The 13,863-nt window shown below is 69.6% G+C and carries 14 protein-coding genes and 1 tRNA gene; 4 read left to right on the top strand and 11 right to left on the bottom strand.

What is annotated here, in order from left to right; genetic code table 11:
- Positions 1-17: 17 nt before the first annotated feature.
- Positions 18-1,922, bottom strand: a complete 1,905-nt coding sequence (locus tag AC6JBM_RS01020; protein ID WP_497981719.1) for a diguanylate cyclase domain-containing protein — start codon at positions 1,920-1,922, stop codon at positions 18-20.
- A 211-nt stretch (positions 1,923-2,133) separates the two neighbouring features.
- Here AC6JBM_RS01020 and AC6JBM_RS01015 point away from each other — a divergent pair, with 211 nt between their 5' ends.
- Positions 2,134-3,549, top strand: coding sequence for a diguanylate cyclase domain-containing protein (locus AC6JBM_RS01015; protein ID WP_497981718.1), 1,416 nt, complete (start codon positions 2,134-2,136; stop codon positions 3,547-3,549).
- Here the strand turns inward: AC6JBM_RS01015 and AC6JBM_RS01010 are convergent.
- The 4 genes from AC6JBM_RS01010 to AC6JBM_RS00995 form a co-directional block, all read right to left on the bottom strand.
- Positions 3,526-3,936, bottom strand: a complete 411-nt coding sequence (locus AC6JBM_RS01010) for a hypothetical protein (protein WP_497981717.1) — start codon at positions 3,934-3,936, stop codon at positions 3,526-3,528. The two genes, AC6JBM_RS01015 and AC6JBM_RS01010, sit on opposite strands and share 24 nt — an antisense overlap.
- Entirely contained in the window at positions 3,927-4,721 is a 795-nt protein-coding gene (locus AC6JBM_RS01005; RefSeq protein ID WP_497981716.1) for a hypothetical protein, read from the bottom strand. Before AC6JBM_RS01005 ends, AC6JBM_RS01010 begins: the two co-directional genes overlap by 10 nt.
- Positions 4,718-5,008 carry a hypothetical protein gene (locus AC6JBM_RS01000; RefSeq protein WP_497981715.1) on the bottom strand — a complete coding sequence of 97 codons (291 nt, stop codon included), beginning with the start codon at positions 5,006-5,008 and terminating at the stop codon, positions 4,718-4,720. The genes AC6JBM_RS01005 and AC6JBM_RS01000 overlap by 4 nt, the downstream gene beginning before the upstream one ends.
- 65 nt (positions 5,009-5,073) lie before the next feature.
- Positions 5,074-5,469 (bottom strand): VOC family protein, encoded by a 396-nt coding sequence (locus AC6JBM_RS00995; protein ID WP_497981714.1) that lies wholly within the window; start codon positions 5,467-5,469, stop codon positions 5,074-5,076.
- A 105-nt stretch (positions 5,470-5,574) separates the two neighbouring features.
- Here AC6JBM_RS00995 and AC6JBM_RS00990 point away from each other — a divergent pair.
- Together AC6JBM_RS00990 and AC6JBM_RS00985 are read left to right on the top strand one after the other, a co-directional pair.
- A tRNA-Pro gene (locus AC6JBM_RS00990) sits at positions 5,575-5,648 on the top strand.
- Between the two features lie 195 nt (positions 5,649-5,843).
- On the top strand, positions 5,844-7,049 hold the full coding sequence (locus AC6JBM_RS00985) for a restriction endonuclease (RefSeq protein ID WP_497981713.1): 1,206 nt from the start codon (positions 5,844-5,846) through the stop codon (positions 7,047-7,049).
- A 159-nt stretch (positions 7,050-7,208) separates the two neighbouring features.
- Here the strand turns inward: AC6JBM_RS00985 and AC6JBM_RS00980 are convergent, their stop codons facing one another.
- The 4 genes from AC6JBM_RS00980 to AC6JBM_RS00965 all read right to left on the bottom strand — a co-directional run bounded on the left by AC6JBM_RS00980 (position 7,209) and on the right by AC6JBM_RS00965 (position 11,256).
- Positions 7,209-8,645 (bottom strand): pentapeptide repeat-containing protein, encoded by a 1,437-nt coding sequence (locus AC6JBM_RS00980; RefSeq protein ID WP_497981712.1) that lies wholly within the window; start codon positions 8,643-8,645, stop codon positions 7,209-7,211.
- A gap of 297 nt (positions 8,646-8,942) precedes the next feature.
- The gene (locus AC6JBM_RS00975) at positions 8,943-9,701 is read right to left on the bottom strand and encodes an HNH endonuclease (RefSeq protein ID WP_497981711.1); all 759 of its coding nucleotides are present in this window, start codon (positions 9,699-9,701) and stop codon (positions 8,943-8,945) included.
- Positions 9,702-9,820: 119 nt separating this feature from the next.
- Positions 9,821-11,053, bottom strand: coding sequence for a tyrosine-type recombinase/integrase (locus tag AC6JBM_RS00970; RefSeq protein ID WP_497981710.1), 1,233 nt, complete (start codon positions 11,051-11,053; stop codon positions 9,821-9,823).
- Positions 11,053-11,256 carry a helix-turn-helix transcriptional regulator gene (locus AC6JBM_RS00965; protein WP_497981709.1) on the bottom strand — a complete coding sequence of 68 codons (204 nt, stop codon included), beginning with the start codon at positions 11,254-11,256 and terminating at the stop codon, positions 11,053-11,055. Before AC6JBM_RS00965 ends, AC6JBM_RS00970 begins: the two co-directional genes overlap by 1 nt.
- A 265-nt stretch (positions 11,257-11,521) precedes the next feature.
- On the opposite strand from AC6JBM_RS00965, the gene AC6JBM_RS00960 reads away from it, so the two are divergent.
- Positions 11,522-12,001: a hypothetical protein gene (locus AC6JBM_RS00960; RefSeq protein WP_497981708.1), complete on the top strand. Its 480-nt coding sequence runs from the start codon at positions 11,522-11,524 to the stop codon at positions 11,999-12,001.
- Between the two features lie 271 nt (positions 12,002-12,272).
- On the opposite strand, the gene AC6JBM_RS00955 is transcribed toward AC6JBM_RS00960, so the two are convergent.
- Together AC6JBM_RS00955 and AC6JBM_RS00950 are read right to left on the bottom strand one after the other, a co-directional pair.
- Positions 12,273-12,833, bottom strand: a complete 561-nt coding sequence (locus AC6JBM_RS00955) for a hypothetical protein (protein ID WP_497981707.1) — start codon at positions 12,831-12,833, stop codon at positions 12,273-12,275.
- Positions 12,749-13,846, bottom strand: coding sequence for a hypothetical protein (locus AC6JBM_RS00950; RefSeq protein WP_497981706.1), 1,098 nt, complete (start codon positions 13,844-13,846; stop codon positions 12,749-12,751). Before AC6JBM_RS00950 ends, AC6JBM_RS00955 begins: the two co-directional genes overlap by 85 nt.
- Between the last annotated feature and the right edge of the window lie 17 nt (positions 13,847-13,863).

Raw genomic sequence — 13,863 nt, 5'->3', positions numbered from 1 at the left:
GTTCCGGAACTGAAAATCTAGAGAGCGCTCTCTAGGAGTGAGCCCTCGGATCGAACCCTGTAATCGATCCCCGCATCACGCGCGAACCGGGCCGCGGCCTCGGCGAACGCCCGCGATCGATCGTCGTCGCCGGCGAGCGGCTCGACGATCACCGCGGTGAACGGAAGGGCACTGAGCAGATCCAGCCGCACCGTGTTCGTGCCGGTCTGGTCCAGGGCCAGCCCGACGCCCGCCGCCCGCAGCTCCCGCATGACCCGCCGCAGCACCCCGTCGACCGCCAGCTGCGCCGCCGGCAGCGCGAGGGTCAGCCCGCCCGGCTCCAGCCCGGCCTCGGCGAGCAGGGCGGTCAGCTCAGCGGTGAACCCGGGCGACACCAGGGCCGCCCGCCCCACCTCGAGCGTGAACGGCGGCCGGGCCGCCGCGATCGCCCGCCGCAGATCGCCCAGCCGGGACTCGGGGGTCATGAGCAGACCGCTGAGATCCGGGGTGTACCGCGCGAACGTGCCCTTCCCGCGCCGCTTCGCCGCATACATGGCGATGTCGGCGTGGCGCAGCAGGTCCTGGGCGCCGTCGCCGTCGGTCCGGGCCGCGACCCCGACGCTCGCCGTCACCGTGAGCACGTGACCGTGGGTGTGCACGGGCCGGTCGAGCTCGGCGAGGATGCGGGCCGGGAGGCCGTCCAGCCCGTCCTGCGAGCCCTCCGGCACCAGGACCGCGAACTCGTCCCCGCCCAGGCGCGCCACCAGGTCCGTCGGGCGCACCGCGGCCCGCAGGCGCCGGCCGACCTCGACGAGCAGGCCGTCGCCGACCGGGTGCCCGAGCGTGTCGTTGACGGCCTTGAAGTCGTCCAGGTCGACCAGGATGGCCGCGGTCGCGTGCTCGAGGCGCTCGTTGAACAGCGCCCGGTTCGGCAACCCGGTGAGCGCGTCGTGCGTGGCCTGCTCGTGCAGGAGCCGCTGGTGCTCGCGCAGCGACCGCAGCAGCCCGTCGTTGTCGCGGAACGCGAGCAGCTGGCGGGCGACGACGGCGCCGGTGGCCGTCACGGCGCCGAAGAGCACGGGCAGGGTGCCGAGCTCGTCGACCGTGACGGCGACGAGGAGGAGGTTGACGGCGGCGACGGCGACGTACGGCAGCACCGAATAGGGCCGTCGCCGCTCGACCGGGACCGTCCGGCCCGCGCCCGCCCGGCGCGCCTGCAGCACCCCGGCGACGGCGACCATGAGCGCCTCGCACATGGTGACCAGGTCGGAGACGCCGGCGAGGCGGGGGCTGGGCAGCACCGGCACCAGCGCGGAGCCGACCGCGCCGATCACGACCACGAGCGCGAGCGCCCGCAGGGCCCGGGCGTCGACGGCGTTGGTACCGGCGAGGATGAGCTTCACCACGGCCAGCACGGCGAGCAGGCACAGCACGCTCAGCACGCTCAGGCCGAGCACCTGCGGCAGCGGCGCGCCGGCGACCCCGCGCAGCACGAAGTGCCACAGGAACGTCGCCGAGCAGACCAGTACCGTGGCCGCGTCGAGCCCCAGCCGCAGCCAGTCGCGGCGCCCGCGGACCCGGGTCGGCAGCCGCAGCAGGGCCCAGAGCACGAGCAGCAGGGCCACGGCGAGCAGCCCGACGGCGGCGAAGAGCAGCGGGCCGGACTTGCGCCCGCCCAGGCTCGCCTCCGTGAACGGGCCGGTCGACGGGGCGATGAGCAGCGCGGCGATGGCGAGGTGACGCCAGAACCGGCGCCCGGCGGGGTCGAGCCCGGGCGTGCGGGAGGCGGCCAGCAGGTATCCGCCGCCGACGGCGATGCCGATCGCGCCCGGCAGCCAGCCCAGCACCAGCGCGCCCTCGTAGCCGGCCAGCCGCAGCAGCGCCCACGCGGCGGCGACGGTGAACAGGGGCGCGTACACGGCGAGGAGCCGGCTGGTCTTCACCGCCCGTCATCACCGCCTTCGCCCCGGCCGGCGGACCTCCGGCCGCCATACCTTCGGCCGACCCTGAGCCGAGATGAGCGGTATCGCCCACCCATCGCGGGCGGTGCGGACAGGGTAGCGCCAGGTGCGCGGCACGATCCAGTGCGCCGGAGCAGTGGATCATTACTCAGTTCGGCGTCCGCCCGGCCGATCGTGCGGGCATGATTCGGGCATGACCAGGGTGCTCGGGCTGCCGAAGGCGCTCGATGGACGGATCCGCTGGTTGTTCCTCGTGTTCAGGGTGTTCTGCCTGGTGCTGGTGCTGCCGCGGGTCGTCGCCGGCGGCAGCGGCGCGTCCGTGCCCGCACGGGTCGCGGCGGCCGGGGCAGCGGTGGTCCTCGGCTGCTGGTGGCTGCATCGGTACCGGCGGCAGAGCTACCCGCCGTGGTCCTGGCTCCTCGAGGCGTCCGCGCTGGCGGTCATCGGCCTCGGCGTGCACGACTGGACGAGCTCGCTCGGGCTCGCGTGCGTGCTCGTGGCCTACCGGGGGCTGTACGGCGCCTGGCCGCACGTGCTCGCCTACACGCTCGCCGTGCTGGTCGCGGTCACGGCCGCGGTCGCCCTGACCGAGCCGGACTCGCTCCTGCGGATGCTGCGGCAGGCGCCGGGAGTGCCGGCGCTGGCGCTGTTCACCGCCGTGATCGCCGAGACCACCCGGCGCCAGGAGCGCGCCGCGGCCCGGGAGCGGGTCTTCGCGCGGCTCGGCTCGTCGCTGGGCACGACCGCCGACGCGCGGGCGGTGTGCCGGCACACCGTCGAGGCGGCCGTGGAGCTGATGACCGGCGCGCCCGGCGCGTGGGCGGTGACGATCTGCCCGGGGCCGGAGGGCGAGGAGGTCACGGCGGCGGCCGGGCCCGCGCCGGCGACGGCGTTCGCGGGGGCGGGCGGGGCCCGGTCCGAGGGGTTCGAGCTGCGGATGTCGGCCGTGCGGTACGGCACCCTCCTGGTCGGTGCCGGCAAGCCCCTGCCCGCCGAGTCCCGCCCGGCCCTGCAGTCGCTGGCCGCGCAGGCCTCGCTCGGGCTGGCGTGTGCGGAGCGGGCGGCGGCGCTGCAGTACCAGGCGTTCCACGACGCGCTCACGGGCCTGGCGAACCGGCAGCTGCTGCGCGAGCACCTGACCCGCGCGATGGCCCGGGCCCGCCGCGGGAGCCCGGTCGCGGTGCTGCTGATCAACCTGGACGGGTTCCGGAAGGTCAACGACACGTACGGGCACGCCGCCGGCGACCAGCTGCTCGCGGCCGTGTCCCACCGGCTGCACGACTCGATCCGCGGCGGCGACATCGCGGCCCGCCTCGCCGGCGACGAGTTCGCGGTGATCCTCGACGGGATGGGCTCGACCGGCGACGCGGTGCACGTGGCGACCCGCCTGCTGCACGCGATCCGCGAACCGGTCCGCGTCGCCGGCGTCGAGCTGAGCACGGCGGCCGGCATCGGCGTCGCCTGCTGGCGCAACCACGCCGAGATCGACCAGCTGCTGCACGACGCGGACGCCGCCATGCACGGGGCGAAGCACGCGGGCCCCGGCCGGATCGGCATCTTCGCCGACGGGGCGGTGCGGGTCCTGTCACCGCTGGAAGCCGCAGCCTGAGCCCGCCGGTTGCCAGATTCGTCGTTTCAGCGCCCCGACCTGTTCCCGCTGGTCCCGGATGAGCGCCGCGGCCGCCTCCTGGACCCGGTCCCTCGTGACCTCGCCGGCGACGCGGAACACCCGCACTCCCCGCAGCTCCAGCCGGCCGTCCCGCGACCGTCCACATGCGACGATCTCGGCCCGCCGCCGCACGTACTCCTGCGCCCGCCATCCGACCGGCGCCGGCTCGCGCGTCAGCCCGGCCCGCCGCAGCGTCTCCCGCGTCCGGGCCGCCCACAGCGCCCGCCCGATCGCCTCGAGATCCCCGGCCGGGCACGGTCCCGAGATCTCGACGGTGTCGTCGTACAGCGTGGCGGTGGTCCCCCGCACGGTGACCGTTATCGCCATCCGAACAGCCCCGGCCGGTCCGTCAGCACCCGCCCCGTGTCCCGAAGCGCCCGGTGCACCTCGTCCTGCTTCTCGTGGACATGCCGCCGCAGCTGCGTGACGGCCTCCCGCACCCGGTCGGCGACCTCGGCCGGATCGTCGGCGCTGAACGTGGTCCGCGGCGCCTCGGCCGGCCCCGTGGCGGCGGCGACCTGCGCCAGCCCGGCGATCCCGCCCGCGGCCAGCGCCACTCCCCCGCCGACGGGGACGGCCACGATCGCCGCCACCGAGGCGACCACGGTGAAGGTGACCGTCCATTCGGTACGCGTACAGTCCCCGCAGGCCCCGAGCGCCGCCAGCCCCTGCTCCGCGATCTGGTCCGCGTCCTGCCGCGCCCTGGCCCAGATGTCGCGCTGCGCCTCGAGCCCCGCCTTGAGCACGACCCCGACGGTGTACTGGTTGCGCACGAACGCCGGCCACGGCTCGACGAACCCGGCCTTGAACCGCTCGGCGGCCTCCCCCTGCCAGTTGCGCAGCGAGCTGCTGAGGTCCCCGAGCCCCGGGGCGGCCAGCTCGCCGTCCCCAGTGGACAGTCCACGCAGGACATCCCGCACCCGCTCGATCCGCGCCTCGAAGACCCGCGGATCGGGAAAGCTCGCGATCGGCCGGAAGGCGTCCGGAAGGTCGGCGAACTCCCGCTCGATGCTCCGCCGCCGATACGGATCGTCCCCGATCCCCGCGGACGCCACCGAGACCGCGAGATCGCGCATGTCGGCGGCGTGGCGCATCAGCATCTCGTACGTCATCCGCGAAGCACCCCACCGGCGTCCCGCAGCCGCCGGAACTCGCGCCCGGCCCCCTCATCGGCCTCGGCGTACCGCGCCACCGCGACGCACACGGCCTCGGCGGCCTCCTCGACCTGCCCGCCCGCGGCGGCGAGCACCCCGGCCAGCTGCCACCGAAGCGAGATCCATTCGGCGTCATCGTGCGGCACGGCCCGCAGATCCCCGGCCGCCCGCCAGTACGTCTCCGCGAGCGCCGGCATCCGAACCCGCCCGACCCGCCACAGCTCAAACAGCTCAACACCCAGCACGGCGACGGACGCTAGGCCGCCGAGCCCTCCGCCCGCGACGCCGTTTCGTCCCTTTTTGCGGCTTCTTATCGCGGTCCGAGCAGGTCCCACCGGTTCCCGGCAATATCGCGGAACACCACGATCCGCCCGTACTCCTCCACACGGGGTGACCCTTCGATCACGACCCCGTGCTCGACGAGCCGCCGGAAGGCCGCATCAAAGTCCTCGACGCGAAGAAAGAACCCGACCCGCCCGGCCGCCTGCTCCCCCACCCCGGCCACCTGCCGCTCCCCATCGGCCTGCGCGAGGAGGATGCCGGTCTGCGCCCCGGGCGGCCGGACAACCACCCAGCGCTTCGCCCGCTGCCCGACACTCGTGAGCGAGGGCGAGTCCTCGACGAGCTCGAACCCGAGCACACCGACGAAGAACTCGATCGCCGGGTCGTACGCGTCCACCACGATCGTGACCAGCTCTAGGCGCATCGCACGAGCGTAGTGGGGGTTGGCTCGCGGGAGGGGGATACTGCTTGGGCGGGGGGCGGGGGGATGCGCTACGCTGTACCGGCTGCGCGCGTGAGCGTGGGGCACCGGGACATAGCGCAGTTTGGTAGCGCACTTGACTGGGGGTCAAGGGGTCGTGGGTTCAAATCCCGCTGTCCCGACAGCATGAAAAAGGCCGTTGAACTGGGCTTAAGTCCAGGTCAACGGCCTTTTACCGTGCTGGTCAGGTCGCGCTAGTGGATCTAGGCGGCTTGGCTCTGGGGACCATTTGGGGACCAGCCACCGTTCGGGTGGCGGGTTAGCGCCGACTTGCTGACCTATCAGTCCGGCTAGGAGCCGACCGTTACAGTCCTGCCGTGACCTTGCCAAGCACTGCGGTGCCGTTCGAAGCCCTCGCCGCGGCAGACCTCGTGCTGGACGCTGCGTATGCCGGCGGGACGGCCGGCACGAGCGCAGATGACCCGCTTCAGCGGCTGCTGCCCGTCGGCAACCAGGGCGGATTCCGATACAAGGGATCACCGACGGCGGGCGACGTGCGCCTCGTGGTCCTCTACACCTCGGGCGAAAACCCGGATTGGCCCGACGTCCTCGACGAACAGGCCGGGATCTTTACGTACTTCGGCGACAACCGAACCCCCGGGCACCTGCTACATGAGACGCCACGCCGCGGCAACCTCATCTTGAAGCAGGCGTTCGAGGCCTGCCACGCCGACGCAAGCGCCCGGCAGCACGTACCGCCGTTCCTGCTCTTCGCCAAAGCCGGCCCGGCCGGACGCGCCGTACGCTTCCGCGGACTCCTCGCGCCAGGTGGCGCCGCTCTGAGCTCCGACGAGGATTTGCAGGCCATCTGGCGCAGCACCGCCGGCCAGCGGTTCCAGAACTACCGCGCACGGTTCACCGTCCTGGACGTACCGGTAGTCACCCGCGCCTGGCTCACCCAGGTACTGGCAGGCGAACGCACCGGAGACGCCTGCCCACAGGCGTGGAAGGAATGGGTCGACGGCCGCGCTTACGACACCCTGGTCGCGCCGGCGACCAGGATCGTTCGCAGCCAGCGCGAACAACTCCCTGCCGATCCGGTCGGACGCGCAATGCTCCAGGCCATCCACGAACACTTCACGGACCGCTGGAGCGACTTCGAGGCATGCGCCGTTGAACTGTGGCGCATGATGGCTCCGGCAACCGGCGCGACGACGGTCACCCGCGCCGTGCGCGACTTCGGCCGCGATGCAGTCGGCATTTACCAGCTTGGGCCTGCCGCCGACCGAGTCTCGCTCGACTTCATCCTCGAAGCCAAGTGCTACGCCGATGACCACTCCGTCGGCGTCAAGGAGACCTCCCGGCTCATCTCCCGCATCCGCCACCGCATGTTCGGCGTGCTCGTCACCACCTCCTTCGTCAACAGCCAGGCATACGCCGAGGTCCGCGAAGACCAGCACCCCATCGTCATCATCTGTGGCCGTGACATCGTCGACATCCTTCGCGCCCACGGCTACAGCACCGCCGCCATGGTCCAGGCGTGGCTAGTGTCGGCATACCCAGCTACCGGAAGTCCGACCTAAGTCCTCCGGCCGGAATCTGCGCCGACAGAAACACGGAGTCCGGGCGCGAACCTTCGATGCGCTTTCAAGGCGGCCCTTCGGGCCGCTGCGCGTCCGAACACGACGATGCCCAGGGCTCGCCGATCGGCGGGCTCTGGGCATCGATAGAAGGCGTGGTTATCAGTCGTTTACCGCTTCCACCCCACGCTCACTGACGTGACCTTTCCTCACCAGCCGCAGCCGGTCCGGCGGCAGGCCGCCCCTCGGCAGGGTCCAGCCTTGAGGCAAGACTGCTCTCGACGTTACCGCCACCTGTGAAAGATCGACTTCTTGGCTAAACCGCACGTCACCTAGGTTGGCGACGCCATGGAACCGCGCCCTGCTCAGGTAGGCGTAGTCGTGGAACTGCGCCCCGCGTAGGTCGGTATCGCCGTAGACCTGCGCCTCCTGCAGATCGGCGGCGCCGTGGAACTGCGTCTCGCGTAAGTAAGCGTCGCTGTGGAACTGCGCCCCGGCCAGATCGGCACCGACGTGAAACTGTGCCTCGGCCAGACTGGCGTAGCCGTGGAATTGCACCTCGGCCAGTTGGGCAAGGTTGTGGAACTGCACCGCGGGCAGGAGGGCGTCACCGCGGAACTGCACTTCGCGCAGGTCGGCGAGGCCGTGGAACTGCGCCTCACCTAGGTAAGCGAGGCCATGGAACTGCGCCCCGCGCAGGTCGGCGTGGCTGTGAAACTGTGCAGTCATCAGGTTGGCGTTGCCGTGGAACTGCACCCTATGCAGGTCAGCGACGTCGTGGAACTGTGCCTCAACCATGTCAGTGCGACCATGAAACTGCGCCCCACTGAACGAACTACGCCCGACCTCACATCCGTCGAGACTGAAATCGACTAGTACCGCGCCGACGAGATCAATCACCATCCGGGCATCCTTGGCGTCAAGCCAATGCACCCCCGCGAGTTCCGGACCGAGGTGGGCCGCGAGCAGACGCTGCGCCGTCAGGCGCACCTGCAGTTCCTGCTGCCGCTCCGCCTCCTCCTTGACGTCCGGCGCTTCCTGATCGGCGCTGAGATACTCCGGCGACCGAGCATTGTTGCGTCGCCGCACCTCAACCGGCGGCACATACGGCATCCGAAGGTATGCACACCACACGTCGACCACCGTCTGCCGCAGCTTCACGTTGTCCTGACCAAGCCGCTCCAAGGCGTACAAACCAGCCAGCCGGACCGCAGCCTTGTCACTACCCAACTGGTCCGCCGCCGCCACGTACAACGCCGTCGAACGCTGCTCCAGCGCCTCGCTCTCGGCGAACCGCTGCGCCCGCTCACTGGACATCTGCCGACGCAACGTCATTAGCAACGTCGCACCGGCGGCCAGTCCGGCCGCCACCGTCAGCGCAGTCTTAATCCGATCCAGACGCAACTGATCCGGATCTTTAACTGTCGGCGGCATCGGCCTCCACACACCCAGCAGCCACATCGCCACCGCGCCGCCGGCCACGACCACTACCACAATGACAGCCGCCCACCACCACGGCAGCACCCGCAACGGCCTATCGGCAGACTGGGCAGGCTTGCCTCCTCGCCGGTCTGCCCACCAACGCTTCGGAATACGCACGCCCGCCATTGTGACCAACCGTGGCAACGGAACAACAGCGCAGAACGGTCCATCCGACGAGCCTGAGCAGCGCCCGCCGATTCCGCCAGGCCGGCATGACCTGCCCCTGGCGAGCAAGGCATCCCGGCCCTATAACCCGGAAACGCCTCCCGACATACTGCAAGGGCCCCTGACGACAGGGTGAAAACCCTGGTCAACGGCACTTTGCTTTTGAGTTGCAGATCACCCCAGTTGATCTAGGCGACTTTGCCGCCGGGGACCCCTTGGGGACCAACCCTCGTTACCCAGGCCGAACTGTCAGCCCCTGGTTGACGTCGAACCTTGGGGCGGTCTAGGCAAGCCGCCGGTTACCTCACCGGAACGAATCTTGTGCGAAAAACACTTTCCGACACCACAGTCGCACCGGTCATAGTCACCCGGGTTCAACGCGTCTGCGGTAATCCATCGATCGAGGAAGTCAAGCCCGGCCTCGGTCAGTCGATAATCTTCACGAAGCACGACTCCTGAAATGGAGATCTCCGACCCCGGAATCTGCTCAAGGTACCCATCACGAAAGAGTTGCCACAGTAGGAGTGTATGCCCAGCAGGCAAAGTTACAACATTGCCGGGGAACTTTTCTATGCCATCGAGCGCCTTGAGCACGACCCCTGACTCAAGCTTGAACTCGTCTTCGATGAGCTTCCGGAACGCCTCCTCACCGACGTGCCGGCGTATGTGAGCCGGAAACAGCGTCGCCCTCTTGGCGTCGCGGACCTTGGCAAAATGCTCAAGCACCCGCTTCTCAAGGTCACTGTAAAGCCCGTTAATCAGCGACAATTTCTGCTTGTAAATCTGCATCGCTTTGCGATCTATTTCACCCCTGTCGTATCGAGTATGACAGGTTGGACACAGCGCAATGAGATTGATCATTTCGTGACGCCGAACCCTTACCCAGGGAACGATGTGGGCAATTTCGACGGGATGCTGGCGGCACGTTGGTATTGCGCAGCGATGCCCCGCTTCGACGAGCACATCGCGCACTAACGAGGCCGGCACATCCGGACGATTTTGCGCCACCGCTACCTCCTGGTGATTCGACAAGAATCTCGGCGAATGTTACTACCAGGACCGCGTCCATCGTGCCAATGCCCAAAGGCCGCTGACGCTGGGCTCTAACCCAGGTCAACGGCCCTTATCTACGCAGGTTGGGCATTGTGATGAATCTGGGCGGCTTGAGGGTGGAGACCGCTTGAGGAGCGGCGGGCCGCTAGATGGGCACTTAGGGCCGTTCCGGCGTCCTCGATCGAGCGGCGGTCCGGATGCAGGTAACGCTGCGTCGTCGTGATCGACCCATGCCCCGCGATTTTCCGCAGAACGTGGACCGGCACCCCCGCATCGGCGAGCCACGTCAGGCCGGTGTGCCGCAGATCGTGGCGGCGTAGGTGCTCGAAGCCGAGCGCCTCCACCACCTCATCCCAGTGTGTGGCATCGCGCAGTACCGCCGTGCTGATCCGGCCGCCGCGCGGGCCGGTGAACAGCCGGGCGTCCGGTGTCTTCGCGGCATCGAGTCGCGGTTTGAGTAGGTCGCGCGCCTCCAGGGTGATCGGCACCCGGCGTGCCCGCTTGCCCTTCGTTCCCTTGTCGATCAGCCCGCCCGGCCCCGGAGTCGTCTGTCGGCGCACGGTCCATGTCCACGTGTCGGGGTCGATGTCCCCGGCCCGGACGCCGGACACCTCGCCGATCCGGGCGGCGGTGCACGCGGCGAACACGACCACCTCGCCCCACCCCGCGTACTGGCCGTGCGAGCGGGCCACGAGCGCCTCGGCGAGCCGGACCAGCGCCTCCCAGTCGGGCAGCGCGAGCGAGCGCGGGTCGTCCAACTCGTCCTCGGCGAGCTTGTACTCGTGCTGCCACCCGCTCACGCGCGCCGGGTTGCGGTCGATGATGCCGTCCCGGACGCCCTGCTCCATCACCCGCACGAGGATCGCGATGCTGTTCTTCACCGTCGAGCGCCCGCACTCGTCGGCGATCCAGCCGTGCACGGCCCGGTCAACGGCACCGTTCGTGATCATCCGCACCGGGAGATGCCCGAGGGTCGGCACGACCCGCTTCCGCCACCCGGCAAGGTAGGGGTCAAGGGTCTTGCGTTCCAGTCCGCGCGTCGCGAGAGTCATGACCGCCTCGCCGTAGTCGGCGAGCCGCATGGTCGCGGCGGTCGGATCGACCCCGCCCCGCGCCGCGCGCTGCATGCCCTCGATCCAGCGCTGCGCCTCTTCCGGATCCTGATGTGCTTCGGACTTGGAGCGCCGTTGGCCGGTGTGCGGGTCGACCCATCGAACCCTTGCCCGGTAAGGCTTCGCGCGGTCGGGACGGTGCTCGACATCGGCGGCCAGCTCCACGCCGATCGGCGGCATCTGGGGCGCGGCCATCAGGCAGCCTCGGGCACAACACGCAGGCCATCGAGCCACCGTTCGACATCCTCGGGCCGGTACTTGGTGACGCGCTCCGAGATCTGGATGAACGGCGGTCCCTGCACCGGGCGAGCGGTGCGCCACCGGCGGATCGTGGACGGGTCGACGTCGAGCAGCTCGGCCAGGTCTTCCGTGCTGAGCAGTCGCCGGGCAATGGTCACGGTGGCTCCCTCGTGGTTCGGCGCGCTGTACGGTTCCAGGTCCACGGAGAACGCCGGTTGAGCGTCCGTCCGTTCCGGCTCGGGATACGGGGCCGGTTCCGGCTGAATGGCTCTCGCAGGCCGCTGTACGGGCCGTGGAGCCAAGATCTTACGCATGTCTATGTCTTCCTAACCGTGGAAATGGAGCGAAGGCCCAAAGCGGGTCGGTAACACGGGGCCGCGGCCGCGCACCTGCCTCAGTGCGGACGACCGGCATGATGTACGGATGACTTACGAGATCTTCGATCCGTTCGAGAACGCGCCAGAAACTGTTGACGTCCGGGAATGGCTTGAGCAGCAGGGGTGGTCCGAGTTCTTGGGGATCGGCGGCGAGGAGTCGGACCTGCGGATTCGGTCGTACCGGCGAAGCGTTGACGGTCGGGACGAGTTCATCGTTGAGGTCTGGGACGCGGTGCAGGGCTCACCTTTCGTCAAGGTCGACAACTTCGGTGTGTTGATGGATCTGCTGGCAAGGTGGGCTCCCGCCGTTCAGGCGGCGTCGTTGACGTACTTGATCGACAATCTGCAGTCGTACAGCCTGAGCAGGGACGGCGTGATCGAGACCGTTGCGGCACGCGCGGCCTTCGGCGCCAACGAGGGCCTAGAGGCCCTCCGCAGTCACGAACGGCAAATGGCCGCGAGCCGGCGTCGGCGCCGCGAGGAGCGCCTCGAGTCCACGGACGGCAACCCGTCCGAGCCCGCATAGGGGCCGACGTCAAACCTCAGCAGGGCTGAAGCATCTCCGGAACTCCGGGATCTCCGGAAACATGGCCGTGACGTGCGCAAACGCTTCCGGAGATGAAGACCGTCAACTGGTCCCATCTCCGGGAGCGGGTTTGATCCCCGGAGAGCGTTCCGGAGATCCCGGAGATTGAAGATCGTCAACAAAACCCATCTCCGGGAACTGTTTGAGCAGGTCGGCGTACGTTCTTCCGGAGATCCCGGAGTTCCGGAGATGCTTCAGCGGTTTCGGCTTGTCATCCGGGGCGGTGTTCGACCCAGTAGACGCCGCGGTCGTCGTTGTCGTTGCGGCCGGTGCGGATCACGTAGTTGCCGCGCCAGCGTCCGACCTGTCCGGTGAGGAGCCGGCCGAGTTGCAGCGCGTTGGGCAGCCGTCCGGTGCCGGTCGTGATGAACTGCCCGTCCCACCGGTCGGTCTCGGTACCGCCGAAGTGTTCCGGTTCGCCGGTCCGGCGCAGTTCCGCGGCGGTCATGCGCCGGTCACCGTGGAGGTTGTGCCAGGTGGCCAGAAACGCGCGCCAGCGCATCGCGTCCTCGTCGATGGCGTAGACATCGGCGGTGTTGGTAAGGAATCCGTCGATGCCGTGGTGCGCGAGGAACCCGCCGAGGGCCTGCGCCCACGGGGTGAACTGCCGCATGTTCAGCCCGGCGGCGCGGGGCGCGCCGTGGCTGGTCCAGTCGAGTACAAGCACGAGCACGTGCCACAGCACGGTCATCTGGTTGGCCGGGGCGGTGATCCACTGGTCCAGGTGCGGAATGCCGAACTTGGACTGGTCGCGCTGTTCCGGGCGGGGCATGTTCGGGTCGAGGTGCACCCGCACGGTGCGGGAAGCCATGTCGCCCCGACCTGGAGGTTGTTGCCGGTGGCCAGCCACAGCCGGTCGTTGACCGTGGCGATGTTGCGTGACGCGCCCAACTGGCGGTCGGACCACACGGCGGCAGTGACCAGCAGTGCCAGTGTCGGTGAGTCGATCACGGTTCCTTCGGCAAGGTTGTCCCAGATGACAACGCCGACCTGCTGTGCGAACACGGCGGTGATCGCCTTGCGTAGTTCGTCGTCGGCATAGGACCAGGGCATGACTCGCTGGCCGTAGAGCATGCCCGGCCCGGCGGTCAGGATCGACTTGCCGGAGCCGGGCATGGTGGCGTCGATTAGCCCGAACGGGGTCAGCGACCGGGTAAAGTGCCGCAGGATCGGCGTGGCCAGCAGTGCCACGTAGTTGGCCCGGTCCGCCGGCGCGGCCCACGGAAAGTCACGCAGGAACCGGCTGAGAAGAAAATCCCGCGCGGCGGCGACCTGGTCCGGGTTGGGCCGGTCAGGCACCGGCGGCAGGTCCACCTTGGATGCCAGATACAGGCCGGTGGCCTCGTCGTAGCCGGGCCGCTGCAACAGGGTGCCGTCGCGGCGCAGCACCGGCGCGCCGATCACACCGCGCAGCGGCGGCACCTTCGGCCAGGTCTTGCCGGCTAGCACGGAGGCGAGCCGGTCCCGGGGCGGGGTCACTTCCTCCTCCACGAGCTCCACCCCGCCGGCCGCGTTCTTGCGCGGCGCCATCCGGTATACGTAGGCGTGTTCGGCCAGCAGCGCGGCCAGCGACGCGGGCGTGACGATGCTGGCCGAGACCGGCAGCGGCGAGTCCTCGTCAACTTCGGGCGCGGCGTGGCCGCCGGACACCTCTTCCATGTGGACCAGGGCGCCGTCGGAGACGTACGTGTCGGGCAGCAGCCCGTCGACCAACGCGGCCTTGAGAGCGCGGATGGTCTCCGGGCCGGACCCGACCGCCACCGGTGGGCGGCTCATCTCGGCCACCGTTCCGCCCTGCGCCG

It is taken from the genome of Dactylosporangium thailandense (assembly GCF_059739745.1).
The sequence above is the reverse complement of the archived record's forward strand: the minus strand, read 5'-3'. Positions and strand labels throughout refer to the sequence as shown.

Excerpts from the sequence above, each read along its gene's own strand:
- AC6JBM_RS01015 (WP_497981718.1), top strand. The coding sequence starts at position 2,134 with ATGACCAGGGTGCTCGGGCTGCCGAAGGCGCTCGATGGACGGATCCGC.
- AC6JBM_RS01010 (WP_497981717.1), bottom strand. The coding sequence starts at position 3,936 with ATGGCGATAACGGTCACCGTGCGGGGGACCACCGCCACGCTGTACGAC.
- AC6JBM_RS01005 (WP_497981716.1), bottom strand. The coding sequence starts at position 4,721 with ATGACGTACGAGATGCTGATGCGCCACGCCGCCGACATGCGCGATCTC.
- AC6JBM_RS00995 (WP_497981714.1), bottom strand. The coding sequence starts at position 5,469 with ATGCGCCTAGAGCTGGTCACGATCGTGGTGGACGCGTACGACCCGGCG.
- AC6JBM_RS00970 (WP_497981710.1), bottom strand. The coding sequence starts at position 11,053 with ATGGCCGCGCCCCAGATGCCGCCGATCGGCGTGGAGCTGGCCGCCGAT.
- AC6JBM_RS00960 (WP_497981708.1), top strand. The coding sequence starts at position 11,522 with ATGACTTACGAGATCTTCGATCCGTTCGAGAACGCGCCAGAAACTGTT.
- AC6JBM_RS00955 (WP_497981707.1), bottom strand. The coding sequence starts at position 12,833 with ATGCCCCGCCCGGAACAGCGCGACCAGTCCAAGTTCGGCATTCCGCAC.